The sequence below is a fragment of the Sphingopyxis sp. genome, assembly GCF_051861155.1.
Lineage (GTDB): Bacteria > Pseudomonadota > Alphaproteobacteria > Sphingomonadales > Sphingomonadaceae > Sphingopyxis.
Genome location: NZ_JBHYDE010000003.1, coordinates 114,367 through 139,955, shown reverse-complemented (window position 1 = coordinate 139,955; position 25,589 = coordinate 114,367). Strand labels below are relative to the sequence as shown.

The window sequence follows — 25,589 nt, the reverse complement described above, 5'->3', positions numbered from 1 at the left end:
TTCCTTTCAACTAGCTGTATAGGCGCGCTATGCAAGTCCATCCGTTGATCGAAACCAACGCCGCGCTCGTCGAATTCTGCGACCTCATTCGGAACAGCGATTTCATCGCGGTCGATACCGAATTCATGCGCGAAAACACGTTCTGGCCAGAGCTTTGCCTGATCCAGGTCGCCGACCATGCGCATGCCGCGGCGATCGATCCGCTGGCGCCGGGCATGGACCTGAAGCCGCTGCTCGACCTGCTTGTCGACAATGAGGATATGCTGAAGGTCTTTCACGCCGGCGGGCAGGACGTCGAGATCATCTTCAACCTGACCGGCAAGACCCCGCATCCGATTTTCGACACCCAGATCGGCCAGATGGCGATCGGGCAGGCGGAACAGGTCGGTTATTCGAACCTGGTCGAGGCGTGGATCGGGCTGCAACTCGACAAGGGCGCGCGCTTTACCGACTGGAGCCGCCGCCCGCTCGACAAGCGCCAGATCGATTATGCGGTCGGCGACGTTACCCATCTCGCCAAGATTTTCCCGATGATGCTCGACAAGCTGGTCAAGACCGGCCGCGGTCACTGGCTCGACGAGGAAATGGAAAAGCTCGCCGATCCGGCCAATTACAGCGTCGATCCCGACAAGGCGTGGCAGCGGATCAAGATCCCGTCGCGCAAACCCGACGTGCTGGGCCGGTTGCAGGCGCTCGCCGCATGGCGCGAGCGCGAGGCGCGGTCGAAGAACCTGCCGCGCGGGCGCATCGTCAAGGACGAGACGCTGGCCGACCTCGCGGCGCATCCGCCGAAGGATCAGGACGGGCTAGGCCGCGTCCGCGGGCTGTCGGCGACCTGGCGCAGCAACGACATCGGCGCGCGGCTGATGGACGCGCTCGCCAATGCCCGGCCGATGGACAAGGACGACATGCCCGACCGCGCGCCGCGTGGTCCGGGGCTGGGCAAGGAAGGCGTGCTGGTCGCCGACCTTTTGAAGCTGCTGCTCAAGATTCGGGCGCGCGAGCTGAATGTCGCGTCGCGGCTGATCGCGCGCAGCGACGATCTGGAGGCGCTGGCGGCCGGCGGACGCGAGGGCATCGCGATGATGCAAGGGTGGCGCTATGACGTCTTTGGTCACGCCGCGCTCGATCTGGTCGAGGGGCGGATGGGCTTTGCTGTCAAACACGGCAAGCTGGTGATGAGCGAAATCGACGCCGCGACGGCGAGCGCCGACTGACCTTCTCCTACCCGTATATCGTCATCCCTGCGAAGGCCGGGATGACGAAGTGGGTTTAAAGCATCACCAGTTCGGCCTTGGCATCGAGCGCCTGCGCCAGCGAGCGCAGGCGGCGCTCGACCGATTCGCCCGCCAGATGATGCCAGCCATGGTCGAGGCTGAGCCGCAGCTTACCGTCAATCAGCGCGATATGGCTGGCCTTCAGCGGCGCCTCGACCCCGCCGGTCAGCCGCTGCGCCAGCCGGATCGCCAGCCCCCATTGCCGCGCCCGCGCCAGCCGGTCGGCCGCGACCAGCGGCCCCATATCGGGGAAATCGCTGTCGGCGCCGCCGAACCCCGCGTGCAGCGCGCGCGCCAGCAGGATGCGCCCGGGAATATCGATGCCGCGCCAGTTGCCGTGCAGCCCGATCTCGGTCCCGCGTTCGGCGCGAAAGTCGGGGTTGGCCGACCAGGCCACGTCGCTGAGCAGGCTGGCGGCGAGCCGGACGCGGTTGTCGGCAGGCGCCTCGCCGGTAAATAGCGGCGCGATCCATTCGGTGATGGCGCGGCCATGCGGCGCAAAACGCGCAAGGCGGCGGCCTTCGAATTCGGCGGCGACGATCAGCGGATCCTGCGCGCGCGTCTCCGCATCGAGCGCCTGATAGAGCAGCCCCTCGCGCAGCCCCGACGACGACACCGTCATTTCGGGGACGTCGAGGATGTTGACCAGCGCCGCCAGCAAGGCCGCGGCATCAGGCAAGGCGGCGGCGCGGTTCGACGCCATGCCGGGGATCGCGCGCAACTCCTCGAACGTCAGCCGATTGGTCGCGCGCACCAGCCGGCGCAGCGCGCTGCGCGGCAGGCTGTGCTGGTCGAGCACCGCGAGCGGATCATGCGTGAGTTCAAGGTCGAGGCGCGACAGCGCGCGCCACGACCCGCCGACCAGATAGAGCGGCAAGCCTGCCATGCCGTCGGGCCATCCTGCCGCCCGCAACATCTTGCGCACCGCGCGTTCGAAATTCTGCTGCCCTTCCTTGCGCAGCGCGGGCAGGCGCAGCACCCCGAGCGGGAAGGACGCGCGGCGCCCCACTTGGCCATTCGCCACTTCGGCCAGTTCGAGGCTGCCGCCGCCCAGATCGACCGCGATGCCGTGTGCGTCGGGGATCGCCGACAGCACGCCGTAGCCTGCCGCCTCGGCCTCTTCTTCGCCCGATAGCAGGCGAATTTTGAGCCCCGCTTCAGCCGCGGCGGCGATAAATTCGGGGCCGTTTTCGGCGTCGCGCACCGCCGCAGTGGCGACACATTGCAGGTCTTTGACCTCCATATGTTTGGCGAGCAGCGCGTAACGCCGCAGCGCCATCAATCCGCGCATCGCATCCTCGCCGGCGATGCGGCCGTCGATCGCGAGGCCGCGGCCCAGCCCGGCCGCGACCTTTTCGTTAAAGATCACCGCGGGCGCGCGCGCCGGTCCTTCATAGACGACGAGGCGAACCGAGTTCGAACCGATGTCGATAACCGCCGAGCGGTGGACCGCCGGCTTCGGGGAGCACAGCAATCCCAAGCGGTCAGACCTCGCGCATTGTGAAGGCGAGCGTCGGGACATCCTGGCGCTTGTGCAGCGCCGTCCCGCGACCCGACAGCGACGGGTTGTTCATGAAATAATGATGCAGATTGAACGGCTTGTCGTCCGGGGTTGTCCGCACATAGACGCCATCGGGTTGCAGCACCCAGCTTTGTTCATTGTCGATCAGGTTCGCGACCAGCACCTGATCGAGGATCTGGTCGTGGACGGTCGGGTTTTCGATCGGGATCATATATTCGACGCGGCGGTCGAAGTTGCGCGGCATCCAGTCGGCGCTGCTGATGTACAGTTTTGCCCCGCGGTGCGGCAGCGCCGCGCCGTTGGCGAACGCCCACACGCGGCTATGTTCGAGGAAGCGGCCGACGACCGATTTGACCCGGATCGTCTCCGACAGCCCCGGCACCCCGGGGCGCAGGCAGCAGATGCCGCGCACGATCAGCTCGACCGGCACGCCCGCCGCGCTCGCTTCATAGAGTTTATCGATGATGTCGGGATCGACCAGACTGTTCATCTTGGCCCAGACCCCCGACGGCTGCCCAGCGCTGGCCGCCGCGATTTCGGCGTCGATCAGCTCGCTGAGATGTGCGCGCATGTTGAGCGGCGACATGGTGATCATGTCGAGCCGTTCGGGTTCGACATAGCCGGTGATGTAATTGAACAGCTGTGCCGCATCGCGCCCGGCGCGCGGATCGGCGGTGAAAAAGCTGAGGTCGGTATAGATGCGCGCGGTGACCGGGTGGTAATTGCCGGTCCCGAAGTGGCAATAGGTGCGATACCCCTGCCCTTCGCGGCGCACGACCATCGAAATCTTGGCGTGCGTCTTCCACTCGATAAAGCCGTAAACGACCTGCACCCCGGCGCGTTCGAGCTGGTTCGCCCAGAGCAGATTCTGCTCCTCGTCGAAGCGCGCCTTCAGCTCGACCACCGCGGTCACCGACTTGCCCGCCTCGGCCGCCTCGATCAGCGCGCGGATCACCGGCGACTGGTCACCGGCGCGATAGAGCGTCTGCTTGATCGCGACGACATCGGGGTCGGCCGCCGCCTGACGCAAGAAGGCCAAGACGACCTCAAAGCTTTCATAGGGATGGTGGACGAGGATGTCCTTGCTGCGGATCGCGGCGAAACAATCGCCGCCATGTTCGCGAATACGTTCGGGAAACCGCGCCGAGTAGGCGGGAAATTTGAGGTCGGGGCGGTCGACATCGACGAGTGCCGAGAGCGCCGCGAGGCCGATGAAGCCACCGATCTTGGCGACGATCGCTTCGTGCCCCTGAATGTCGGCGTTGAGCACCGCGGCGATCTCGCCGGGCATATCGGCTTCGAGTTCGAGCAGGATGACGCGGCCGCGGCGGCGGCGGCGGATCGCGGTGCGGAACAGGCGGACAAGATCCTCGGCCTCTTCTTCCAGTTCGATGTCGCTGTCGCGGATGATGCGGAACACCCCGAGCGAGCGGATGGTGAAGCCGGGAAACAGCAAATCACCGAAAATCTCGATCAGATATTCGATCGGGACAAAGGCGCTGCCCTGCCCCGGCACCGGCACGAAGCGCGGCAGCGCCGCCGGGATCATCACCAATTCGCGCACCGTTTCGCCCGTCGCCTTGCGTTGCAGGTCGAAAATAATCCCCAGCCCGCGATTGGGGATGAAGGGAAAGGGGTGCGCGGGGTCGAGCACCTGCGGGGTCAGGATCGGAAAAATCTGGTCGATGAAATATTGGCGGAGCGCGGCGCGCAGCGCCTCGCGGTCGGAGCCGGTGCCGTGGACGACAATGCCCTGTTCGGCGAGCAGCCGGTGCAGCCGCTGCCACTCGCTCTGCTGCTGATCGACCAGCCGGTTCACCTCGGCCTCGATCTCGGCCAGTTGCTGTCCCGGTGAGCGGCCGTCAGCGGAGGGGTCGTCGATCCCCTGTAACTGCTGCCCCTTCAGCCCCGCGACGCGGACCATGAAGAATTCATCGAGATTGCTGCCCGAAATCGACAAGAAACGCAGCCGTTCGAGCAGCGGATGCGCCGCGTTGCGCGCCTCCTCCATCACCCGCCGGTTGAACGCCAGCCAGCTCAGCTCGCGGTTGAAAAAGCGTTCGGGACCGGGCGGCGTCTGGAACGCCCCGCTGGCGTCGTTGTCGGCGCGAAGGGGCTGGCCTGTTACTGACATGTGCCTGTTTCCTGCCTTTCGAGGAGATCGGGATCGATCAGCCCCTGTGACAGTAATGTTTCACGCGTAAGACGGATGCCGACGCGCCGCCCCTGCTCGAGCGAAGCAGCGTCGAGCGCTGCGACGATGCGGTGGATCATCGCATAGCTGCGTTCCATCCGCGGCACGATATAGGCGGCGACCTCGGGCGCCAGAGCGATACCGCGCTGCGCGAACAGCGCCTCGATCAGGTCGCGCGCCAGGCAATCGTCGGGTTCGGCGATCGTCAGCAGCGGCACCGCGCGCAGCCGCGAGGCAAGATCGGGCAGCGCAATGCCCCATTCGGACGGCGGCGCATCGGCGACGATCAGCAGCGGGATGTTCGACGATTGCGCGGCGTTCCACGCATGGAAAATCTCTTCTTCGGGCACGCTGTCATGCCCGTCGATCACCCGGCCGCCGGTTTCGGCGGCAAAGAGGCGGCCGATCAGGCTGCGCCCCGACCCGCGCGGCCCGGTGAGTACCGCGGTGCGCACCGGCCAGGTTGCAACATGGCGAAGATAGCGGATCGCGTCGGCGTTGCTGGTCCCGACAACCAGCGGCGCGTCGTTATTGCCCCCGGCGCTCCAGTCGAGCGGCAGCGCGATCTGGCTGGTCGAACGCGCCATCAGCGGCTGATCCGCAGCGTGCTGCCGCCTTCCTGCACCTTGTAACCCCGCGCCGCGAGCGCTGCGCTGAGCGCCGCAATGTCGCCGCGGAAGGTCACGCGCATCACCGACGTGCCGCCGAGCGCGAGGCTGGTGGTCGATGCCGACTGGACCCCCGCGATGCCGCCCACCGCGCGTTCGGTGGCGGTGACCGATTCGACGTCGGGCGAGCTGTACTGGACGGTGAAGCTTTGCACCCCAGTTGCCACGGTCGTCGGCACGCTGCTGTCGGTTTCGCTGGGCAGCGCCTCTTCGTCGGTCGCGACGATTTCTTCGGGCAGGTCTTCGCGTTCGACCGGCTTTTCGAGCACCAGATAGGTGTCGGTGCGCAGCACACCCTCGGCCAACGCGGTCGTATAAAGACTGTCCATCCGCGCGACCGCCTTTTCCATCATGTCGGGCAACGCCGCGGGGCTGGGGCCGGTCATCGTAAAGCCGCCGATCAGCTTGTTATCGGGGCCGAAGCGCGCGGTAAAAATGCCTTTGATCGGCCCACCGGGATAGCTGTACTCGACGCGCGCGATCGGCGTCAGCACGTCGGCCGCGCCATATTGATCGAGGATGACGCGCCACCAGATGCGACCGCGGCGACCCGTTTGCCCTGCATTGAGCAGCAGGGTGTCGGCGCCAGTGCCCGCGGTGCGGACGTAATCGATCGCGCTTTGCCCGGTGTTATATTCGGCCCAGGCGCGCTGCCAGGCGCTGCGCTGTTCGAATACCTGCGGGATGCCGTCGATCGAATAGACGGGAATGACGAGCAAGGGCGGCGAGCGCAGCGTCCGGCCGCTGACGCCCAAAATCTGCCCGGCGCGGACGCGGTCGAACTGGACCCCCAGCCGCGCGACATAGCGGCGCGGGCCGATCTGTTCCTGTTCGACGACGATCGCGGTGACGATGCCATCGAGCACCGAATCGCCGAGCGCGGGGCCATCGCTGCCGTTCAGTTTGCGATAGAGCTGGGCCCACCCCTTGCGCTGCGCCTCGCGCCAGCCCTTGGTGCGCGCGTCGTCGGCATTGTCGCCGGTGACGTCGACCAGGATGCCGCTGGCCAGGAAATCGCCGCTGCTGTTGATCGGGGTGATGCCGCGATTGCCGCGGCTGATCTGCCCCTCAACCACGCCGACGAGCAGGATGGCGAAGAACAGGGCGAAAAGCGCGGTCCAGCGACTGTCGCGAAGGCGACGCGCATCGAAAGCAAAACGGGGCGCGAGCCGGGGGAAAGCAACCGAAATCATATCTTCTCTATGCTCTGCCCAAAAGCGCACGCGCGGACAAGGAAATCATGGCATTTGTCGGCTGGAACCGTTAGTCGCGCGTGCCATGGATTCCAAGCACAACCCGCCCGCCTCTTACACTTATGCGCAGTCAGGCGTGTCGATCGACGCCGGTAACGCGCTGGTCCGTGCCATCGCCCCGCTCGCCCGAGCGACAAGGCGCCCCGGCGCCGATGCCGACCTGGGCGGATTTGGCGGCTTTTTCGACCTGAAGGCGGCGGGGTTCAACGATCCGCTGCTCGTCGCGGCGAACGACGGCGTCGGTACCAAGCTGAAACTGGCGATCGAATCGGGGCGGCACGACGGGGTCGGGGTCGATCTGGTTGCGATGTGCGTCAACGACCTGATCGTACAGGGCGCCGAGCCGCTGTTTTTCCTCGATTATTACGCAACCGCCAAGCTCGACACCGATGTCGCCACGCAAGTGGTCGCGAGCATCGCCGAGGGCTGCAAACAGGCCGGCTGCGCACTGATTGGCGGCGAAACCGCCGAAATGCCGGGGATGTATTCGGACGGCGACTATGACCTTGCGGGCTTCTGCGTCGGCGCGGTCGAGCGCGATCAGGTGCTGACCGCCGACAAGGTCGCGGCGGGCGACGTTATCCTGGGGCTTGCTTCGTCGGGGGTCCATTCGAACGGCTTTTCGCTGGTGCGGCGCCTCGCGACCGACAAGGGATGGAAGCTCGATCGCCCGGCGCTGTTCGACCAGACTATCCTGTTGATCGACGCGCTGATGGCGCCGACGCGCATCTATGTGAAGAGCCTGTTGCCGCTGGTAAAAACCGGCCGGATCCATGCGCTGGCGCATATCACCGGCGGCGGCTTGCTCGAAAATATCCCGCGCATCCTGCCGAAAACGTTGCACGCGCATATCGATGCCGACGCATGGGACCAGCCGCGGTTGATGGCGTTCCTGCAGGCGCAGGGCAATATCGAGCCCGAGGAAATGGCGCGGACGTTCAACTGCGGGATTGGTATGGCGGTGGTCGTTGCCGAAAGCGATGTTACCGAAGTGACCGCGGCGCTTGAGGCCGCGGGCGAAACCGTGTTCCGCATCGGCCATATCGCCGCGGGCGCCAAGGGCTGCACCGTCACCGGCGGCGCCGAAACATGGAGCGCGCGCGCGGCGTGGAGCGCGACGCATCACGGGTGATTTCCCGAACCGTTCGCCCTGAGCGTGTCGAAGGGCCGTTCTTCCTTTCAACCGCCGAAGAGATAAGAACAGTGCTTCGACAAGCTCAGCACGAACGGATTTAAGGAATGGCTCGATGACGAAAGCCAGGATCGCCGTCCTGATCTCGGGCGCCGGGACGAATATGGCGGCACTGCTCTATGCCGCGAAAGCCGCCGACTGCCCTTATGAGATCGTGCTGGTCGCCAGCAACAACCCCGATGCGCCGGGGCTGACGATCGCCGCGGCCGAAGACATCGCGACCTGGGCGCGCACGCACAAGGGCATGAACCGCGATGCGTTCGATGCGCTGGTTGACGCCCAATTGCGCGAGGCGAAGGCCGATTTCGTCGCACTTGCGGGTTATATGCGCATTTTGAGCGACGATTTCGTCGCGCGCTGGGCGGGCCGGATGCTGAACATTCACCCTAGTCTGCTGCCGCTCTACAAAGGGCTCGACACCCACCAAAAGGCGATCGACGCGGGCGACCGGTTCGGCGGGTGCAGCGTCCATATCGTCACCCCCGGCGTCGACGACGGCCCGGTGCTGGCGCAGACGCCGGTCGCGATCCTGCCCGGCGATACTGTCGAAACTCTCAGCGCACGGGTGCGGATCGCCGAGCATCAATTATACCCGCCGACCCTAGCGGCCTTTGTCACCCGCGAACGCTCGCCGGAGTATCTGATCGGTCGGGTGCGCGAATTGGCGATGGCGCTGCCCGAAGCTGACGAAGTGACCTCGCACGGCATGCCGTGCTTCGGCATCGTGAAGGGCAAGAAATTCGCCTATTTCACCGAAGATCATCATGGCGACGGCAAGATCGCCATTTTGGTCAAGATCAGCGGCGCCGACGAACAGGCAGCGCTGATCGAGATGGACGAGGACCGCTATTACCGCCCCGCCTATTTCGGCGACGGGTGGATCGGCATCCGGCTCGACCGGGGCGACACCGACTGGGACGCGATCGGCGAGTGGCTGCGCAAGAGCTGGCTGGCAGTGGCGCCGAAAAAGCTGGCAGGGCTGATGGGGATTGCGGACGAATTCTGACGACCCTCGTCATTGCGATCCCGGACTTGATCCGGGGGAAGCAATCGAGGGCGGCTTACGCACACTCTGGATTGCCGCGTCGCTTCGCTCCTCGCAATGACGATTCAGATCATCGCTATCGCGACTCACGAAAAAGGCCGCCGGATCGCTCCAGCGGCCTTTTTCATTTGCTTGTCCCGTCGGGATCAGCCGACGATTTCTTCAGGCTTGAAGAAGTACGCGATTTCGATCGCGGCATTTTCGTCGCTGTCCGAACCGTGAACCGTGTTCGCTTCGATGCTTTCGGCCAGTTCCTTGCGGATCGTTCCGGGTTCGGCGTTCGCGGGGTTGGTGGCGCCCATGATGTCGCGGTTCGCCTGCATGGCGTTTTCGCCTTCGAGAACCTGGACGACGACCGGGCCGCTGATCATGAAATCGACGAGTTCGCCGAAGAAGGGGCGTTCCTTGTGGACCGCGTAAAAGCCTTCGGCCTGTTCGCGGGTCATGTGGATGCGCTTCGACGCGACGACGCGCAGGCCGGCGTCTTCCAGCATCTTGGTGACCGCGCCGGTGATGTTGCGGCGCGTGGCATCGGGCTTGATGATCGAAAAGGTGCGAGTGACCGCCATGGGGGAAGCTCCTGGGTTATTATTGTCTGCGATGCGCGCGCCTCTAGCGGCGCTTTTGCGCCGCCGCAAGGTCGGAGCGCGGCTTCTCTACCTCCAAATTGCCGATAGGGTGCGGCGCATCCATGCTATGTTGCGGGCAAGAGGGGATCATCGATGACCAACGACCGGCTTGACCGAATGACACGCCGTGCCTTCGCGGGGTCGGCGCTCGCGGCTTCCGTCGCCTTGGCGGGCGGCGCGAAAGCGGCGGAGGCGATGCTGCGCCCGACCGTGCCGGGCGACCTTGGCCCCTTCTATCCGATCGAACGCCCGGCGGACGAAGACGCCGATCTTACCTGGATCAAGGGCCATGCCAAACGCGCGGCCGGCAATGTGATCGAGGTCAGCGGGCGCATCCTCGACCGGCGGGGCAATCCGGTGCAGGGCGCGATCGTCGAAGTCTGGCAGGCGAATGCTGCTGGCCGTTACGCGCATGCCAACGACATCGCCAAGGCGCCGCTCGATCCCGATTTTCAGGGCTATGCACAGATTCGGACCGGCGCGGGCGGCGACTGGCGCATCATCACGATCAAGCCCGCTGCCTATGACTCGCCGATCGGGCGGCGGACGCCGCACATCCATTTCGACGTGCGCGGCAAGAGCCAGCGGCTGGTCACCCAGATGTATTTTTCGGACGACGGGGCGAGCAACGCCACCGACACGCTGTACAAGGGGCTTGGCGACGGGGCGGCCACCGCCGTTGCAAAGCTCGACAACGCGGCGAAATATCGCTGGGACGTCGTGCTGATGGACGCCTAAGGCCCTTCCGACCAGCGGCCGCGGTCGTCCTGTTTCCAGAAGCGGTTGTCGACATCCTCGCGCGCCGAAAGCGTCCGCCAGGTCGCGCGGGCGTCGTCGATGCGGCTGTTGTCGAACAGCAGGAAGGTGCGATCGAACCCCAGCGCCTCGTCACGCCATTCGCCGTCGGCGAGTGCGATCAGCCGGGCGTGATTGGGCGGCGCGGGGTCGAGCGTTCCTGCAAGCAGGATCGGTTCGATGTCTTCATCGGGCGACCCTGCGGCGCCGTGCGGCAGAAAGCTCGCGGGGGTCAGCGTCCATAGCGCCTCGTCGATCGCCTGCCGCTGCATTGCCGGAGCCGCGACGATCAGCAAGCGGTCACCTGTGCCGAGGATGCGCGCCGCGATAGCGGGGAGCACGCGTTCGACCGGGTCGCGGGTCAGGCGGTAGAAGTCGACGCGCGGCATTGCCTGATCCCGTCATTGCGAGCGAAGCGAAGCAATCTCGAGCCATCGGCCTTGATTCAGGTCGACAGCTGTGGATTGCCGCGTCGCTTCGCTCCTCGCAATGACGGCCATTGGGGACGTCAACCCTCGTGGTTTTCGGCGATGTAGCGGTCGAGCAGGCGGACGCCATAGCCCGTTGCCCCCTTGGCCCACACCGGGCCGTCCTTGTCGGCCCACGCCATGCCCGCGATGTCGAGATGCGCCCAGGCGACGCCGTCTTCGACATAGCGTTTCAGGAACTGCGCCGCGGTGATCGAGCCGCCTTCGCGCGGGCCGATATTCTTCATGTCGGCAATCGGGCTGTCGATCAGCTTGTCGTAGGCCGCCGACAGCGGGAAGCGCCACAGCTTGTTGCCCGACGTCTCGCCCGCCGCGATCAGCTTGTCGGCCAGCGCATCGTCATTGGCAAAGATGCCGGCATATTCATGGCCGAGCGAGATCACCATCGCGCCGGTCAGCGTCGCGAGATCGACGATGACCTTGGGCGAATAGATTTTCTGCGCCCAGGTTATCGCGTCGCACAGTACCAGCCGACCCTCGGCATCGGTGTTGAGCACCTCGACCGTCTGGCCCGACATCGTCGAAACGATGTCGCCGGGGCGCATCGCATTGCCGTCGGGCATGTTCTCGACGAGCCCGACGACGCCGACGACATTCGCCTTCGCCTTGCGCCCGGCGATTGCCTTCATCGCGCCGGCGACGGCGCCCGCGCCGCCCATGTCCCATTTCATCATGTCCATGCCGGGTCCGGGCTTCAGGCTGATGCCGCCGGTGTCGAACGTCACGCCCTTGCCAATGAACACCACCGGCTTGTCGCCGTCCTTGGCGCCGTTCCAGCGCATCGCGAGCAGCCGCGGCGGACGGGTCGAGCCCTGCGCGACGCCGAGCAGCGCGCCCATGCCGAGCGCCTTCATCTGGCGTTCGTCGAGCACTTCGATTTCGACGCCGAGCTCGGCGAGGTGCTGACAGCGTTCGACGAAGCTCTCGGGATAGAGGATGTTCGGCGGCTCGGCGACCAGCGTCTGGGTCAGTGCCACGCCGTCGGCGATCGCTTCATTCGCGGCCCAGCGCGCCGACAGGTCGCGGTGCGGCGACGCGATGGTCAGCGTCTTGAGGCTGGGTTTGGCGTTGTCGGCGAGCCGGGTGCGATAGGTGTCGATGCGCCAGGCGCGCAGCTTTGCGCCCATCGCGAACGCCAGCACATCGTCTTCGTCGACCACGCCCGCGCTCGCGAAATCGACATGGACTGCGGTCGCGCCGCTGGTCTGCAAACGTGCGGTCAGCGCACCGCCGGCGCGTTCGAGGTCGTGGGCTGTCCCCTCGCCGATGCCGACGAGCAGGAGCCGCAACACGCGCCCGCCATCGACCGCCGCCGTCTCGGCGACACCGCCCGCCGCGCCTTCAAACCGTGCCTGTGCCGCAGCGCCGCCGAGCAGCGCACCATGCGGCTCACCGAGCGCCTGGACAAAGGCGTTCAGCTCGCCCTTGCGGACCGGAAAAGCGACAACGTCGGCAGACGCATCGATTTGCGCGACAAAGTGAATGTCCATTCGGTAACTCTCTCATGCGATGATTGATTGCAGCGTGCGGGACCGATAGGGGTTTCGCTTGCGAGTTGCAAAAACAAAGCAGCCGGTCCAACCCGGGCGGACGCGATCTACAAGTGGGACAAAGTGATTAAATGAGCTGGGCTTTGTTCCGACAAGCGCGCCGATCGCAGCCATTGTGGCTGGCGACGGCCAGCGGCTTCGCGCTGCTCGCCAGCCCCGCGGTCGCGCAGCAGGCAGACGAATCGCCGGCGGCGCAGGAGGTCGCGGGCGAACCCGATTTCCAGACTCCTGACGTTGCGCCCGTCACCACCGACGCCCCCAAGGTCGCGGCAGAAGACCAGGTCGGCTTTGCCGCCGACAACCTCAATTACGACAGCGACACGGAAGTCGTCGTGGCCGAAGGCAATGTCGCGATGAACCGCGAGGCGATTTCGATGCGCGCCGACAAGGTCACCTGGAACCGCAAGACGGGGCAGGTCTTTGCCGAGGGCAATGTCGCGATCAAGAATCCCGAGGGCGACACCGCCTATGGCGACCGGATCGAGCTGACCGACAGCCTGCGCGACGGCGTCGTCGAAAATCTGCTCGTCGTCCTCGACAATGGTTCGCGCCTCGCCGCGGTCAAGGGAACGCGGTTCGAGAATGGCAATATCGAGCTGGAAAATGCCGCCTATACCCCCTGCCCGGTCGAAGATGCCGAAGGATGCCCAAAAAATCCGAGCTGGCAAATCCGCGCCGTCCGCGTCACCTATGACCGGGCAAAGAACAAGATCCGCTACAAGGGCGCGCGGGTCGAGATTTTCGGGCTGCCGCTGATCCCGCTGCCCGGCCTCAGCCACCCGGCGAACAGCGAGGCGGGCAGCGGGCTGCTCGTCCCCGAAATCCGGCTCGACCGCAGCAACGGCTTTGAAGTCGCGGTACCCTATTATCTGCGCCTTGCCCCCGACCGCGACATCACGATCACCCCGCACCTCTACACCGGCGCCGCGCCGATGCTGGAGGGCGAGTTCCGCGCCCTCACCGACATCGGATCGTTCCGCATCAACGGCTATGCGACCTACAGCTCGCTGGTCCCGCTGACCGGCGAGGATCCCGACAGCCGCAAGCGTTTTCGCGGCTATCTGGAGAGCGCCGGCAAGTTCCAGTTCGACCCGCGCTGGAGCCTGACCTATTCGGGGCGCATCGCCACCGACCGCACCTTCATGCGCCGCTATGACATCAGCCGCGACGACCGGCTGCGTTCGACCTTCGAGCTTGAGCGGATCGGCGGCAATTCCTACCTGTCGATCGCCGGCTGGGCGACGCAGACGTTGCGCGCCAACGACGAGCAGGGGCAACAGCCGATCGCGCTACCGATCATCGATTATCGCCAGCGCTTTGCCGATCCGGTGCTGGGCGGCCAGGTCGAACTGCAGCTCAATACGCTGGCGATCGGGCGCACCGCGGGACAGGACACGCAGCGCGCCTTTGCTGGCGCCCGCTGGGATTTGCGCGGGCTGACGCGGCTGGGCCAGGAAGTGACGCTGACTGCGCTCGTCCGCGGCGACGTGTATCACAGCGACGAAAATCTGCTGACCGCGATCCCCGGCTATCGCGGCAAATCGGGCTGGCAGGCGCGCGGAATTGCCGCGGTCGCCGCCGACATGCGCTGGCCCTTTGTCGGCGAATTCGCCGGCGGCACCCAGACGCTGACCCCGCGCGTCCAGATCGTCGCCACCCCGCCGATCGAAAATGTCGATATTCCCAACGAGGATGCCCGCGCCTTTGATCTGGAGGACAGCAACCTGTTCGCGATCAACCGCTTTAATGGCTACGATCGGTTCGAGGATGGCGCGCGCATCACCTATGGCGTCGAATGGAATTTCAGTCGCCCTGGCTTCAACATCAGCAGCAGCGTCGGCCAAAGCTATCGCCTGTCGGACAAGCCCAGCCTGTTCGCCGACGGCACCGGGCTGACCGATCGCACGTCGGACGTCGTCGGGCGGACGACGATTGCCTATCGCGACTTCCTGCGCCTGACCCATCGTTACCGGCTCGACAAGGATAATTTCGCGATCCGCCGCAACGAATTCGACGCGACGATCGGCAGCCGCTCGACGTACGCGGTGCTTGGCTATTCGCGGCTCAACCGCGACATCCTGCTGCTTGGCGAGGATCTGCAGGACCGCGAGGAGGCGCGCGTCGGCGGCCGCGTCGCGGTGGCGCGCCACTGGTCGATCTTCGGCTCGGCGATCGTCGACCTGACCAAGCAGAGCGACGATCCGTTGAGCAGCGCCGACGGGTTCGAGCCGATTCGCCACCGGCTGGGGGTCGCTTATGACGACGAATGCCTGTCGATCGCGCTGACCTGGCGCCGCGACTATGCCGACACCGGCGACGCTCGGCGCGGCAACAGCTTTTCGTTCCGCATCGCGTTCCGCAACCTCGGCTTCTGATCGGATCGCTCAGCCTAGGTTCAGCGTTCATGCGCTATGCGCGGCTCTCAAACGGTCAAATGGCGGATTGCGCTGGACCATCGGGCGTATCCGCTGATACGGAGCGTGCCACCAATTCTCGAATAGGGTGAAGATGACCAAATTTTCGACCATGATCGGCCTGATCGCCGTGGCCGCCGTCGGCATCACGCCGGTGCTGGCGCAGACCGTCAGCGACGACCAAGTGCCGACGACCAGCCTCAACATTCCCGGGAATGTGCAGCTTTACGGCGATGCCAAGCGCAATGTGTATCGGCCGTCGGCGACCGTGAACGGCGAGATCATCACCGCGACCGACATCGAACAGCGCATGGCGCTGATCCGCATCGCGAACAATAACGTCGAGCTGCCGGCCGAGGAGCTCCAGCGGCTGCGCACGCAGGTGTTCAGTAACCTGATCGACGAGAAACTGCAGATTCAGGAAGCCAAGGCGGCCGACATCACGATCGACGAAAATGTCGTCAACGACCAGTTCGCCCGGCTCGCGACGCGCTTCAAACAGACGCCCGATCAGTTCGCAACCTATCTGACGTCGAAGGGCTCGTCAGCCGCGGCGGTCAAGCAGCAGATCCGCGGCGAATTCGCCTGGGATCGCCTGCTGTCGCGCAACATCCAGTCGACGACCAACGTGTCGACCGACGAAGTGACGTCGGTGGTTCAGCGGATGAACGATTCCAAGGGGCAGGACGAATTCCACCTTGGCGAAATCTATCTGTCGGCGCCGCCCGAAAATGTCGCGGCGGTCACCGAAAACGCCCAGAAAATCATTCAGGCACTGCAGGCGGGCGGCAGCTTTGCCGCCTATGCACGCCAGTTTTCGGAAGCATCGACCGCGGTCGTCGGCGGCGATCTGGGCTGGGTGAAACCCGGCCAGCTGCCCGCATCGATGGCCGAAGCGGCCGTTCAGATGCAGCCCGGCCAGCTGGTCGGCCCGATCCAGGTTCCCGGCGGTGTGTCGGTCATGCTGATGATCGACCGGCGCCAGGTGCTGACCGCTGACCCGCGCGACGCAGTGCTCAGCCTGAAGCAGATCTCGCTCGATTTCGCGGAAGGGACGACGCAAGCCCGCGCATCCGAGCTGGCCGGCCAGTTCGCCGAAGCCACCCGCAACATCGCGGGCTGCGGCGGGGCCGATGCGGTGGCCGCACAGCTGGGCGCCACCGTCGTGTCGCGCGACAATATCGAAATGCGCGCGCTGCCGATGCCGCTGCAAAATACGCTGATCAACCTGCAGATCGGGCAGACGACACAGCCGTTCGGCGCCGCCAATGAGGGCGTCAGCGTCCTGGTGCTGTGCGGCCGCGACCTGCCGCAGACCGCAACCGCCCCCAATCTGGAGCAGATCGAGGCGCGGCTGCTGGAAGAAAAGGTCAACAAGCGGGCCCAGCGTTATCTGCGCGACCTGCGCCGGGATGCCGTGATCGAATATAGCTAATGCCGTATCCCGATCTTCGACAGCCGATCGCGGTTACCATGGGTGACCCGGCCGGCGTCGGACCCGAAGTCACCGCCCGCGCCTGGGCCGCGCGCCGCGAAAGCCACCTGCCTCCCTTCGTCGCGATCGGCGACGCCGCGGCGATTGCCGCGGTGTGGGACGGCCCGGTCGCCCGCGTCGGCGACATGGACGAGGTTCAGCGCGCTTTCGACGACGCGCTGCCCGTCTGGCATCTGGAGGATAGCGGGCCGCTAACTCCCGGCACACCGACCGCGGCGGGCGCGACCTGCGCGCTGCACGCGCTCGAAACCGGCATCGGGCTGACCCGCAATCAGGCGAGTTCGGCGCTGGTCACCGGGTCGGTATCGAAATTCGCGCTGCACGGCATCGGCTATACCCATCCGGGCCAGACCGAATTTATCGCCGAACGCTGCGGCGTCACCGCGACCAATGCGGTGATGATGCTGGCGGGACCGTCGTTGCGTGTCGTGCCGCTGACCGTCCACATCCCGCTGATCGAAGTATCCGAGCGGCTGACGGTCGAGCTGATCGTTGCCAAGGCGCGGATTGTCGTGCGCGGGCTGAAGCGCGATTTCGGCATCGAGCACCCGCGCATCGCGCTGGCGGGGCTGAACCCCCATGCCGGCGAAAGCGGCCAGCTGGGCAGCGAGGAAGACCGCATCATGGCGCCCGCGGTCGCGCAGCTGGCCGAAGAAGGCATCATCGTCGATGGCCCGCTCGCTGCCGACAGCCTGTTCGCGCCCGCCGTCCGCGCGCGGTATGACGCGTTGCTCTGCGCCTACCATGATCAGGCGCTGACCCCGTTCAAGGCGCTGCATTTCCACGACGGGGTCAATCTGACCCTTGGCCTGCCGATCATCCGCACCTCGCCCGACCATGGCACCGCGTTCAACATCGCCGGCACCGGACTGGCCGACCCCGGCCCGACGATCGCGGCGATCGCGATGGCCGCCAAGCTGGCAACCGCGCGCGAGCGCAGCTGCGCCCCGGCCAAGTGAGCGCCCGCCCCGCGCCCCACCTGCCGCCACTACGCGAGGCGGTGCGCGCGCATGGGCTGCAAGCAAGCAAGGCGCTGGGCCAGAATTTCCTGTTCGACGAACAATTGCTCGATCGCATCGCCGCGATCCCCGGCGATCTGGACGGCGCGACGGTGTTCGAGGTCGGCCCCGGCCCCGGGGGACTGACGCGCGCGCTGCTGCGCGCGGGCGCAAAGGTGATCGCGGTCGAGCGCGACGACCGCTGCCTGCCGTTGCTCGCCGAGCTGGGCGAAGCCTTCCCCGGCCAGCTGACGGTGATCGCCGACGACGCGATGGCGGTCGACGTCGACGCGCTGACCGGCGGCGCGCCCTATCACATCGTCGCCAACCTGCCGTACAATGTCGGCACAGCGCTGTTCACCCGCTGGCTCGAACCCACGACGTGGCCGCCGCGCTGGCTATCGCTGACGTTGATGTTCCAGCAGGAAGTCGCCGAGCGCATCGTCGCGCCGGTCGATACCGGCGCTTATGGACGCCTCGCGGTGCTGGCGCAGTGGCGATCGACCGCAAAGATCGCGATGAAAGTCCACCGCTCGGCCTTTACCCCGCCGCCCAAGGTGATGTCGGCGATCGTCCATGTCGTGCCCGCGGACGAGCCCGCGGGGGTCGATCCGAAACGCCTGTCGAAGCTGACCGAAAAGGGTTTTGGCCAGCGGCGCAAGATGCTGCGCCAGAGCCTGAAAGGCGTCGAGGGCGCGGTGACGGCGGCCGAAGCTCTCGGCATCGATCCCACCCGCCGCGCCGAAACGGTCAGCGTTGCCGAATGGGTCGCGCTGGCGCGGGCGCTGGGATAAATCGTCACCCCGCGCAGCGTGACGACGCTCAGTTCTGGTTTGTGGTACCCACCGTCGCGACGACCGGTTTCGGCACCAGCACTTCGGCGGCGACGACGCGTTTCGAGGCGCTTGACGAGATCGTCTTTTCGAGCGCCGCGACCTGCGGGCATTTGTCGCCGCAGACGCGCTGCGCCTCGGCGAGTTTCTGGCGCGCCAGTTCGAGCGCGCCCTTGTCAGCCAGCGCTTCGCCCTGCCCGGTCAGCGCGACGACGTCATTGGGTTCGAGCACCAAAGCTTCGCGGTACAGCCCGATCGCCTTGCCCGGCAGACCCTGGGCCCGCGCGACCTGCGCCAGCGCGATGATCGCCGAACGGTTGCGCGGATCGGCGGCGAGCGCCGATTCATAGAGGTCGATCGCGAGGTTCAGGTCGCCCGCATCCTGTGCCGCCTGGCCTTCCTGCTGGAGCGCGATCGAGCGTGGGAAGATGTCATTGTCGGCGCGCTGGGCATCCGATGCCGTGGGCAAACTGGCGAGGACAACCCCCGCGGCAAGAGCCAGAAAACCGACGCGCATCGCATTCTCCCATCTTTTCATTGCCGGGGATGCTAACATGGCGCTGTCAGTCGTGCGAGAAAAAATCCGTCGCAGCCATCATGCCCCGGGGTGAGCAGAAAACCGCCGCCAGCGGCGCGCCCGGCGGCGCCCGGCAGATAGTCGGTATCGGCCGTCCAGCCGGGATTACGGGTCAGAAAATCATCCACCTGGCCGCGCCCCTCGCGAGCGATGATCGAGCAGACAGCATAGAGGAGTTTGCCCCCGGGCGCCACCAGCGCTGCGCCAAGCTCGATCAGCTTTGCCTGATCGGCGACATGCCGGTCGAGCCGCGCGGGGGTGAGGCGCCAGCGTAGTTCGGGGCTGCGCCGCCAGGTGCCGCTGCCCGAACAGGGGGCATCGACGATGACGCGGTCGGCCTGGCCCATCTGGCCCGCCAGCATCGCGGATTCCTGCCCGGGGTTGAGCAGCAGCGTTTCGATGCGCGTCGCCCCGGCCCGCTGGGCGCGTGGGGCCAGCTGTTGCAGCCGGGCGCGGTTGGTGTCGCAGGCGAGGATCGCGGCGTCGTCGCCGGTTGCCGACGCGATGGCGAGCGTCTTGCCGCCCGCTCCGGCGCACAGATCGATAGCCTGTTGCTCGGCTTCGACGCCGAGCGCGGCGGCGGCATATTGGCTCGCGGCATCCTGAACCTCAAACTGCCCCTCGGCATAAGCGGGGTGTTGGACCGCGGCGGTTTCGCCGGGCAGGCGCCAGCCGTCGGTCAGCCCTTCGATCGCCTCGCCCCCGGGGAAAATCGCCGCGAGTTCATCGCGGCTGGAGCGCAGGCGGTTGGCGCGCAGGTCGAGCGGGGCGCGGACGAGCATCGCATCATGCTCGGCCGTGCCGACCAGCGGGTCGAACAGCTTGATCAGCGCCGCCGAGGCGAGTCCGGTTTCGGCGCGCGGTTCGTCGGCGGTGATAACGGCGGGGCCATAGGAAGCGCCGTCGAACAGCGCAGCGAGTTCGGGATCGGCGTCGGCGAGCGCGAGCATCGCGGCGCGGCCCGACACGGGCGCCGAACGCACGCGCCGGATCGCGTCATAGACGAGGCCGCGGATCGCGCGGCGATCCTTCGACCCCGCATAGCGGCGGGCGCGCATCGCTTCGGCAAAGATCGCGTCGGCGGGGGCGCCGCCATCGCGCGCCGAGGCGGCGATGACGTCGAGGATTTCGATGGCGGTTTGAACACGGGCGGCGGGGGTCATCTAGATCTACCTCTTATCGTCATTGCGAGGAGCGAAGCGACGAAGCAATCCAGAGCCCACGCAAACCGCCCTGGATTGCTTCCCCCGGATCGAGCCCGGGGTCGCAATGACGAAGCGATTTTTACCCGGCCGGATAGTTCGGTGCCTCGCGTGTGATCGACACGTCATGGACATGGCTTTCGCGCAGGCCCGCATTGGTGATCCGCACGAATTTGGCACGCTCGCGGAAATCGGCGAGGGTGCGGCTGCCGGTATAGCCCATCGCGGCTTTCACGCCGCCGACCATCTGGTGGATGACATCCTTCGCCGGCCCCTTGAACGGCACCTGCCCCTCGATGCCTTCGGGGACCAGCTTCATCTGATCCTTGATATCCTGCTGGAAATAGCGGTCGGCCGAGCCGCGCGCCATCGCGCCGACGCTGCCCATGCCGCGATAGCTTTTGTAGGTGCGCCCTTGGTAGAGGAAGGTTTCGCCCGGCGCCTCGGCGGTGCCGGCGAGCATCGAGCCGACCATGACGCTGGACGCGCCCGCCGCCAGCGCCTTGGCCACGTCGCCCGAGGTGCGCAGGCCGCCATCGGCGATCACCGGCACGCCAAGCCGCGATGCCGCTTCGACACTGTCGAGGATCGCGGTCAACTGCGGTACGCCGACCCCCGCCACAATGCGCGTGGTGCAGATCGAGCCGGGGCCGATGCCGACCTTCACGCCGTCGGCGCCCGCGTCGATCAGGGCCTTGGTCGCATCGCCGGTCGCAACATTGCCCGCGAGCACCTGCACACGGTTCGACAATTTCTTAATCCGCGCGACGGTCTCACCCACGCCCTTGCTGTGGCCGTGTGCGGTATCGACGACAATCAGGTCGCATTCGGCATCGAGCAGCGCCTCTGCGCGTTCGACGCCGCTGTCGCCGGTGTTGGTCGCCGCCGCAACGCGCAGGCGGCCGCTGCCGTCCTTGGTCGCGTCGGGGAAATTGACCGCCTTTTCCATGTCCTTGACGGTGATCAGCCCGATGCAGCGATAATCGTCATCGACCACGAGCAGCTTTTCGATCCGGCGCTGGTGCAGCAATTTGCGCGCCTCGTCCTGCCCGACCCCGGAGCGCACGGTGGCCAGATTTTCGGCGGTCATCAACTCGCGCACCGGCTGACCGGGGTTATCGGCAAAGCGCACGTCGCGGTTGGTGAGGATGCCGACCAGCTTGCCACCGGTTTCGACGACGGGAATGCCCGAAATCTTGTGCTGCGCCATCAGCGCGGTCGCATAGGAGAGCGGCGCGTCGGGGGTGATGGTGATCGGATTGACGATCATCCCGCTTTCAAAGCGTTTGACCTGCCGCACCGCCGCCGCCTGTTCCTCGACCGTCAGATTGCGGTGCAGGACGCCGATGCCGCCGATCTGCGCCATCAGGATCGCCATGTCGGCCTCGGTCACCGTGTCCATCGCCGAGGACAGGATCGGAATATTGAGGCTGATTTCGCTGGTCAGCTGGGTCGACAGATTCGCATCCGACGGCAAAATGTCCGACGGGCCGGGCACCAGCAACACATCGTCAAAGGTCAGACCGGTCGTGATTTCCATCGGGGCCACTTTCTGGTGCGGGCGGCGCCTGTCCCGCATTTCGGGGCGGCACGCGCGATTCGTTTGGTGGCGGCCCATGTAACCAGTCGGCCCCGCGCGCGCCAGTGGGCGGCGCATGATTATTTCGCAGCCGTCGGTTTTGATGCCAAGAGACTGTTTGCGCGAACATTCGCGCTAAGGCCGGAACCGATGTAACCGGTTGCATTGACCCCGGCGTCCAGTTAGACCCCTCGTATAACATAATTACGGCGAAGAGGATAACAGGATGGACGTTCCGGGCCAGACGCCCGCCAGCGGCGGCGGACGATCGAATGCGATGGCGGCCTTTGCCGCAGTGACCATCCTCTTCTTCGCCTGGGGCTTCATCACCTCGCTCATCGATCCGCTCGTCGCCTCGGTCAAAGGCATTTTCACGCTGACCGATGCCGAGGCGCAGCTGTCGGCCTCGGCCTTTTTCATCGCTTATGGCCTGATGTCCTTTCCCGCCGCGGCGCTGATCGCGCGTTTTCATTCGGTGCCGTCGATCCTGGCCGCGCTGTCGACGATGGTCGTCGGCTGTCTCGTCATGCTCGCCGCCGCCAACCTCGCGGTGTATTCGCTCGTCCTCGCCGGGCTGTTCATTCTGGCCAGCGGCATCACCATTTTGCAGGTTGCGGCGAACCCGCTCGCGGCGGCGCTCGGCGATCCGAAACGCAGCCATTTTCGCCTGACCTTCAGCCAGACCTTCAACAGCTTTGGCACCTTCCTAGGCCCGCTGATCGGCGCGCATCTGTTTCTGGAGGGGGTCGAGGTCAAGCCCGGCACCGTCGTCACCGACGCGGTGCGCGCGCAGGCGCTGGCCGGGATCGACGCCGCCTATTTCTGGCTCTGCGGGCTGATCATCGCGCTGCTGCTGTTTTTCTGGTTCAGCAGGCGGATCGTCAACGAAGCGGTGCCGCCCGCCCCGATGGGCGCGCGCGCAGGCATGGGCGAATTGATCGCCGAAGCTTTTTCGTCGCGCTGGGCGCTGCTCGGTGGGCTCGCGATTTTCCTTTATGTCGGCGCCGAAGTCGCGATCGGGACGCAAATGGCGCTCTTTCTCAACAGCGATGCGGTGTGGGGCCAGTCGGACGCCGCGTTCGGCGTCCCGCTGCTCGGCTTTGCGATGGGCAGCGACGGCGTCGCCGGGGTGTCGCTCCAGGAGGCGGGCAAGGCGGTTGCTTTCTATTGGGGCGGCGCGATGGTCGGGCGCGCGATCGGATCGGTGCTGCTGGCGCGTATTTCGGCGGCGAAGCTGCTTATCGTCTTTACCGCGATCGCGGCGCTGCTCTGCCTCTATGTCCTGTCGGTCGGCGGGGTGAGCGGCGGTTTCGTGATGCTGTCGATCGGCCTGTTCAACTCGATCATGTTCCCGGTGATCTTCACGCTGACCCTCGAACGATCGACCGCGCGCGCCGAGGCGACGTCGGGGCTGCTGTGCACCGCGATTGTCGGCGGCGCCGCGATCCCCTACCTCGTCGGGCAGCTGTCGGATGCGGCGGGCTATGCCGCCGCGCTGGCGCTGCCCGCGGCCTGTTATATTCTGCTCTGTATCTTCGCCATCGCCGCCGCGCGCGCACCGGCGGCGCAGGCCAGCGCCAGCGCCACGGTCCACTGACCGCAAATAGAGGGGGGATGAGCTGAACCATGGCCGAACTGTCGATCGAGGGCGCGCGCAAGACTTTCGGCGAGACCGAGGTGCTGAAGGGCGTGTCGATCGACGTGGCCGACGGCGAGTTCACCGTGATCGTCGGGCCGTCGGGCTGCGGCAAATCGACCTTGCTCCGGTCGGTCGCCGGGCTGGAGGAACTGACCGGCGGCCGCATCCTCATCGGCGGCCGCGACGTCACCGACCTGCCGCCATCGGAGCGCGGCATCGCGATGGTGTTCCAATCCTACGCGCTTTACCCGCACCTGACCGTCCGCGAGAATATGGCGTTCGGGCTCAAGATCGCCAAGGCATCCAAGGCCGCGATCGACGACGCGGTGCGCCGCGCCGCCGCGATCCTGCACATCGAGCCGCTGCTCGATCGCAAGCCCGCGGCCTTGTCCGGCGGCCAGCGCCAGCGCGTCGCGATCGGCCGCGCGATCGTCCGCCAGCCGCAGATTTTCCTGTTCGACGAACCGCTGTCGAACCTCGATGCCGATTTGCGGGTGCGGATGCGGTATGAATTCGCCAGCCTGCACCGCCAGCTCGGCACGACGACGCTGTATGTCACCCACGATCAGGTCGAGGCGATGACGCTGGCCGACCGGATCATCGTGCTGCGCGACGGCGTCATCGAACAGGTCGGCAGCCCGCGCGAGCTCTATGAGCAGCCCGCGAACATCTTTGTCGCGCAGTTTCTGGGGACGCCGCGCATGAACATCCTGGCGGCGACGGCGATCGATGGCGGGCAGGCGCAGCTCGCCGACGGGCGCCGCATCGCCCTGCCCGCGCTCGCGGCGCCGCTGGCTCCGGACACCCCGTTGTCGGTGGGCATCCGGCCCGAGGACGTCGAAATCGGCGCCGCAGCAGGCACGCTGCCCTTTTCCATCGCCTTCGTCGAACGGCTCGGCGGGCTGGCGACGGTGCATCTGCAGGCCCAGGACAGCGGCGAACCGATCGCGTGCCAGCTGCGCGACGACGGCAGCCTGCGCGAAGGCGAAACGGTCGCGGCACGGTTCCCGCCCGACCGCCTGCACCTGTTCGACGCCGCTGGTCTTGCCCTGGCACGGGAGGCACGCAAATGACCTTGCATATTGCCGTTGTAACCGGTTACCTTGCGCGACTTGCCGCGCCCGACCGTCACGATCACGGAGTCGCTCCGGCGGTCAGGTGCCATCGGAAAATGGGGGGGCGAGCAGCATGACCACATTGAGAGACGTCGCCCGCGAGGCGGGGGTATCGGTCGCCACGGCATCGCGCGCCATCAACGGCCACAGCAATGTCACCGGCCCGACCAAGGCCGCAGTGCTGGCGGCGGTCAAGAAGCTCAATTTTGTCCCCCACAGCGGCGCACGCAGCCTGACCCGGCGCAAGACCGACACCGTCGGCGTCATCCTGCCCGACCTGTTCGGCGAGTTCTTCTCTGAAATCATTCGCGGCATCGACCTGGTCGCGCATGAATCGGGCATGCACCTGCTGCTGGGCAATATGCACGGCAGCACGCACGAAACCGCCGCCGCGATCGCCGCAATGCGCGGGCGCGTCGACGGGTTGCTGGTGATGCCGCCCGACGTGAAGCCCGAATTGCTGTCGGGCTATCTTGACCCGGCGCTGCCCACCGTGCTGCTCAACTATGATGCGGGGTCGCTCGACCTGCCCTTCGTCGCGGTCGACAATTATCACGGCGCCTATGCGATGACCGAAGCGCTGCTGGAGCGCGGCGCACAGCAGGTCGTGCATATCGCCGGCCCGAAACACAACCGCGACGCGCGCGACCGCCAGCGCGGTTTCGTCGACGCGATGGCGAAAATCGCCAAGGTGCAGAGCCCGGCGATCCTGCCCGGCGATTTTTCCGAGGAAAGCGGCGCACAGGCGGCGCGGCTGCTGGTGCAGGGGCGGCTGCCCGCCGACGCGGTCTTTGCCGCCAACGACCAGATGGCGGTCGGGCTGATCGCCGAACTTGCCGGATCGGGCCTGTCGGTGCCCGGCGACATCATGGTCGCGGGGTTCGACGACATTCCCCTCGCCCGCCACCTCAATCCCTCGCTGTCGACGATGCAGGTCAATATCGACCGGCTGGGATCGACCGCGATGATGATGCTGCTTCGCATCCTGCGCGGCGAAACGCTGGGCGCGGCGAGCGCGACGATCCTGACCCCGACGCTGGTCGCGCGCGGCACGACCGGCGGCGCAGTGAGCGTTGCGGCCAACGAGAAGATGCCGGTGGTCGGCGCACGCCCATGACCGATTG

21 protein-coding genes are annotated in these 25,589 nt (G+C 66.2%); 11 read left to right on the top strand and 10 right to left on the bottom strand.

Features of this window, described 5'->3' with window-relative positions; all coding sequences use genetic code 11:
• Positions 1–29 precede the first annotated feature (29 nt).
• Positions 30–1,217 (top strand): ribonuclease D, encoded by a 1,188-nt coding sequence (gene rnd / locus ACTIFP_RS06620; RefSeq protein ID WP_439567931.1) that lies wholly within the window; start codon positions 30–32, stop codon positions 1,215–1,217.
• Positions 1,218–1,272: 55 nt separating this feature from the next.
• On the opposite strand, the gene ACTIFP_RS06615 is transcribed toward rnd, so the two are convergent.
• The 4 genes from ACTIFP_RS06615 to ACTIFP_RS06600 are packed head-to-tail and all read right to left on the bottom strand — an operon-like array spanning position 1,273 to position 6,854.
• Positions 1,273–2,799 carry a Ppx/GppA family phosphatase gene (locus ACTIFP_RS06615; protein WP_439567930.1) on the bottom strand — a complete coding sequence of 509 codons (1,527 nt, stop codon included), beginning with the start codon at positions 2,797–2,799 and terminating at the stop codon, positions 1,273–1,275.
• Positions 2,762–4,933, bottom strand: coding sequence for an RNA degradosome polyphosphate kinase (locus ACTIFP_RS06610; RefSeq protein WP_439567929.1), 2,172 nt, complete (start codon positions 4,931–4,933; stop codon positions 2,762–2,764). The genes ACTIFP_RS06615 and ACTIFP_RS06610 overlap by 38 nt, the downstream gene beginning before the upstream one ends.
• Positions 4,924–5,580 carry an HdaA/DnaA family protein gene (locus tag ACTIFP_RS06605; protein WP_439567928.1) on the bottom strand — a complete coding sequence of 219 codons (657 nt, stop codon included), beginning with the start codon at positions 5,578–5,580 and terminating at the stop codon, positions 4,924–4,926. Before ACTIFP_RS06605 ends, ACTIFP_RS06610 begins: the two co-directional genes overlap by 10 nt.
• A complete protein-coding gene (locus tag ACTIFP_RS06600; RefSeq protein WP_439567927.1) occupies positions 5,580–6,854 on the bottom strand; it encodes a heavy-metal-associated domain-containing protein in 1,275 nt (424 codons plus the stop codon). The genes ACTIFP_RS06605 and ACTIFP_RS06600 overlap by 1 nt, the downstream gene beginning before the upstream one ends.
• 85 nt (positions 6,855–6,939) lie before the next feature.
• On the opposite strand from ACTIFP_RS06600, the gene purM reads away from it, so the two are divergent.
• Positions 6,940–8,046: a phosphoribosylformylglycinamidine cyclo-ligase gene (gene purM, locus ACTIFP_RS06595; protein ID WP_439567926.1), complete on the top strand. Its 1,107-nt coding sequence runs from the start codon at positions 6,940–6,942 to the stop codon at positions 8,044–8,046.
• 115 nt (positions 8,047–8,161) lie between these two features.
• Entirely contained in the window at positions 8,162–9,112 is a 951-nt protein-coding gene (purN, locus tag ACTIFP_RS06590; RefSeq protein ID WP_439567925.1) for a phosphoribosylglycinamide formyltransferase, read from the top strand.
• 185 nt (positions 9,113–9,297) lie between these two features.
• Here the strand turns inward: purN and ndk are convergent, their stop codons facing one another.
• On the bottom strand, positions 9,298–9,720 hold the full coding sequence (gene ndk, locus ACTIFP_RS06585) for a nucleoside-diphosphate kinase (protein ID WP_056371231.1): 423 nt from the start codon (positions 9,718–9,720) through the stop codon (positions 9,298–9,300).
• 153 nt (positions 9,721–9,873) lie between these two features.
• Between ndk and ACTIFP_RS06580 the strand changes: the two genes are divergently transcribed.
• Entirely contained in the window at positions 9,874–10,518 is a 645-nt protein-coding gene (locus ACTIFP_RS06580; protein ID WP_439567924.1) for a hypothetical protein, read from the top strand.
• Here ACTIFP_RS06580 and ACTIFP_RS06575 read toward each other — a convergent pair.
• Together ACTIFP_RS06575 and ACTIFP_RS06570 are read right to left on the bottom strand one after the other, a co-directional pair.
• Positions 10,515–10,964, bottom strand: a complete 450-nt coding sequence (locus ACTIFP_RS06575) for a DNA polymerase III subunit chi (RefSeq protein ID WP_439567923.1) — start codon at positions 10,962–10,964, stop codon at positions 10,515–10,517. The genes ACTIFP_RS06580 and ACTIFP_RS06575 overlap by 4 nt on opposite strands.
• Positions 10,965–11,083: 119 nt before the next feature.
• Positions 11,084–12,553, bottom strand: a complete 1,470-nt coding sequence (locus ACTIFP_RS06570) for a leucyl aminopeptidase (protein WP_439567922.1) — start codon at positions 12,551–12,553, stop codon at positions 11,084–11,086.
• Between the two features lie 131 nt (positions 12,554–12,684).
• Here ACTIFP_RS06570 and ACTIFP_RS06565 point away from each other — a divergent pair, with 131 nt between their 5' ends.
• The 4 genes from ACTIFP_RS06565 (at position 12,685) to rsmA (ending at position 18,314) form a co-directional block, all read left to right on the top strand.
• Entirely contained in the window at positions 12,685–14,988 is a 2,304-nt protein-coding gene (locus ACTIFP_RS06565; protein WP_439567921.1) for an LPS-assembly protein LptD, read from the top strand.
• A gap of 133 nt (positions 14,989–15,121) precedes the next feature.
• On the top strand, positions 15,122–16,462 hold the full coding sequence (locus ACTIFP_RS06560) for a peptidylprolyl isomerase (protein WP_439567920.1): 1,341 nt from the start codon (positions 15,122–15,124) through the stop codon (positions 16,460–16,462).
• Positions 16,462–17,481, top strand: coding sequence for a 4-hydroxythreonine-4-phosphate dehydrogenase PdxA (gene pdxA, locus ACTIFP_RS06555; protein ID WP_439567919.1), 1,020 nt, complete (start codon positions 16,462–16,464; stop codon positions 17,479–17,481). The genes ACTIFP_RS06560 and pdxA overlap by 1 nt, the downstream gene beginning before the upstream one ends.
• Positions 17,482–17,501: 20 nt before the next feature.
• Complete coding sequence (rsmA, locus tag ACTIFP_RS06550; RefSeq protein ID WP_439568225.1) at positions 17,502–18,314, top strand: 16S rRNA (adenine(1518)-N(6)/adenine(1519)-N(6))-dimethyltransferase RsmA; 813 nt, start codon at positions 17,502–17,504, stop codon at positions 18,312–18,314.
• 28 nt (positions 18,315–18,342) lie between these two features.
• Here rsmA and ACTIFP_RS06545 read toward each other — a convergent pair whose 3' ends face one another.
• From ACTIFP_RS06545 to guaB, 3 genes are all read right to left on the bottom strand, one after another.
• Positions 18,343–18,870, bottom strand: coding sequence for a tetratricopeptide repeat protein (locus ACTIFP_RS06545; protein ID WP_439567918.1), 528 nt, complete (start codon positions 18,868–18,870; stop codon positions 18,343–18,345).
• A gap of 32 nt (positions 18,871–18,902) precedes the next feature.
• A complete protein-coding gene (locus ACTIFP_RS06540) occupies positions 18,903–20,093 on the bottom strand; it encodes an RsmB/NOP family class I SAM-dependent RNA methyltransferase (protein ID WP_439567917.1) in 1,191 nt (396 codons plus the stop codon).
• Positions 20,094–20,214: 121 nt separating this feature from the next.
• Positions 20,215–21,672: an IMP dehydrogenase gene (gene guaB / locus ACTIFP_RS06535; RefSeq protein WP_439567916.1), complete on the bottom strand. Its 1,458-nt coding sequence runs from the start codon at positions 21,670–21,672 to the stop codon at positions 20,215–20,217.
• A 265-nt stretch (positions 21,673–21,937) separates the two neighbouring features.
• Here guaB and ACTIFP_RS06530 point away from each other — a divergent pair, with 265 nt between their 5' ends.
• The 3 genes from ACTIFP_RS06530 (at position 21,938) to ACTIFP_RS06520 (ending at position 25,582) form a co-directional block, all read left to right on the top strand.
• On the top strand, positions 21,938–23,308 hold the full coding sequence (locus ACTIFP_RS06530) for an MFS transporter (protein WP_439567915.1): 1,371 nt from the start codon (positions 21,938–21,940) through the stop codon (positions 23,306–23,308).
• A gap of 29 nt (positions 23,309–23,337) precedes the next feature.
• Positions 23,338–24,423 carry an ABC transporter ATP-binding protein gene (locus ACTIFP_RS06525; RefSeq protein WP_439567914.1) on the top strand — a complete coding sequence of 362 codons (1,086 nt, stop codon included), beginning with the start codon at positions 23,338–23,340 and terminating at the stop codon, positions 24,421–24,423.
• A 115-nt stretch (positions 24,424–24,538) separates the two neighbouring features.
• On the top strand, positions 24,539–25,582 hold the full coding sequence (locus ACTIFP_RS06520) for a LacI family DNA-binding transcriptional regulator (RefSeq protein WP_439567913.1): 1,044 nt from the start codon (positions 24,539–24,541) through the stop codon (positions 25,580–25,582).
• Positions 25,583–25,589: the final 7 nt, after the last annotated feature.

Bases quoted from the DNA above. Each gene is read 5' to 3' on its own strand.
- rnd (WP_439567931.1), top strand. From the start codon at position 30: ATGCAAGTCCATCCGTTGATCGAAACCAACGCCGCGCTCGTCGAATTC.
- ACTIFP_RS06615 (WP_439567930.1), bottom strand. From the start codon at position 2,799: ATGTCCCGACGCTCGCCTTCACAATGCGCGAGGTCTGACCGCTTGGGA.
- ACTIFP_RS06610 (WP_439567929.1), bottom strand. From the start codon at position 4,933: ATGTCAGTAACAGGCCAGCCCCTTCGCGCCGACAACGACGCCAGCGGG.
- ACTIFP_RS06605 (WP_439567928.1), bottom strand. From the start codon at position 5,580: ATGGCGCGTTCGACCAGCCAGATCGCGCTGCCGCTCGACTGGAGCGCC.
- ACTIFP_RS06600 (WP_439567927.1), bottom strand. From the start codon at position 6,854: ATGATTTCGGTTGCTTTCCCCCGGCTCGCGCCCCGTTTTGCTTTCGAT.
- purM (WP_439567926.1), top strand. From the start codon at position 6,940: ATGGATTCCAAGCACAACCCGCCCGCCTCTTACACTTATGCGCAGTCA.
- purN (WP_439567925.1), top strand. From the start codon at position 8,162: ATGACGAAAGCCAGGATCGCCGTCCTGATCTCGGGCGCCGGGACGAAT.
- ndk (WP_056371231.1), bottom strand. From the start codon at position 9,720: ATGGCGGTCACTCGCACCTTTTCGATCATCAAGCCCGATGCCACGCGC.
- ACTIFP_RS06580 (WP_439567924.1), top strand. From the start codon at position 9,874: ATGACCAACGACCGGCTTGACCGAATGACACGCCGTGCCTTCGCGGGG.
- ACTIFP_RS06575 (WP_439567923.1), bottom strand. From the start codon at position 10,964: ATGCCGCGCGTCGACTTCTACCGCCTGACCCGCGACCCGGTCGAACGC.
- ACTIFP_RS06570 (WP_439567922.1), bottom strand. From the start codon at position 12,553: ATGGACATTCACTTTGTCGCGCAAATCGATGCGTCTGCCGACGTTGTC.
- ACTIFP_RS06565 (WP_439567921.1), top strand. From the start codon at position 12,685: ATGAGCTGGGCTTTGTTCCGACAAGCGCGCCGATCGCAGCCATTGTGG.
- ACTIFP_RS06560 (WP_439567920.1), top strand. From the start codon at position 15,122: ATGACCAAATTTTCGACCATGATCGGCCTGATCGCCGTGGCCGCCGTC.
- pdxA (WP_439567919.1), top strand. From the start codon at position 16,462: ATGCCGTATCCCGATCTTCGACAGCCGATCGCGGTTACCATGGGTGAC.
- ACTIFP_RS06545 (WP_439567918.1), bottom strand. From the start codon at position 18,870: ATGCGCGTCGGTTTTCTGGCTCTTGCCGCGGGGGTTGTCCTCGCCAGT.
- ACTIFP_RS06540 (WP_439567917.1), bottom strand. From the start codon at position 20,093: ATGACCCCCGCCGCCCGTGTTCAAACCGCCATCGAAATCCTCGACGTC.
- guaB (WP_439567916.1), bottom strand. From the start codon at position 21,672: ATGGAAATCACGACCGGTCTGACCTTTGACGATGTGTTGCTGGTGCCC.
- ACTIFP_RS06530 (WP_439567915.1), top strand. From the start codon at position 21,938: ATGGACGTTCCGGGCCAGACGCCCGCCAGCGGCGGCGGACGATCGAAT.
- ACTIFP_RS06525 (WP_439567914.1), top strand. From the start codon at position 23,338: ATGGCCGAACTGTCGATCGAGGGCGCGCGCAAGACTTTCGGCGAGACC.
- ACTIFP_RS06520 (WP_439567913.1), top strand. From the start codon at position 24,539: ATGACCACATTGAGAGACGTCGCCCGCGAGGCGGGGGTATCGGTCGCC.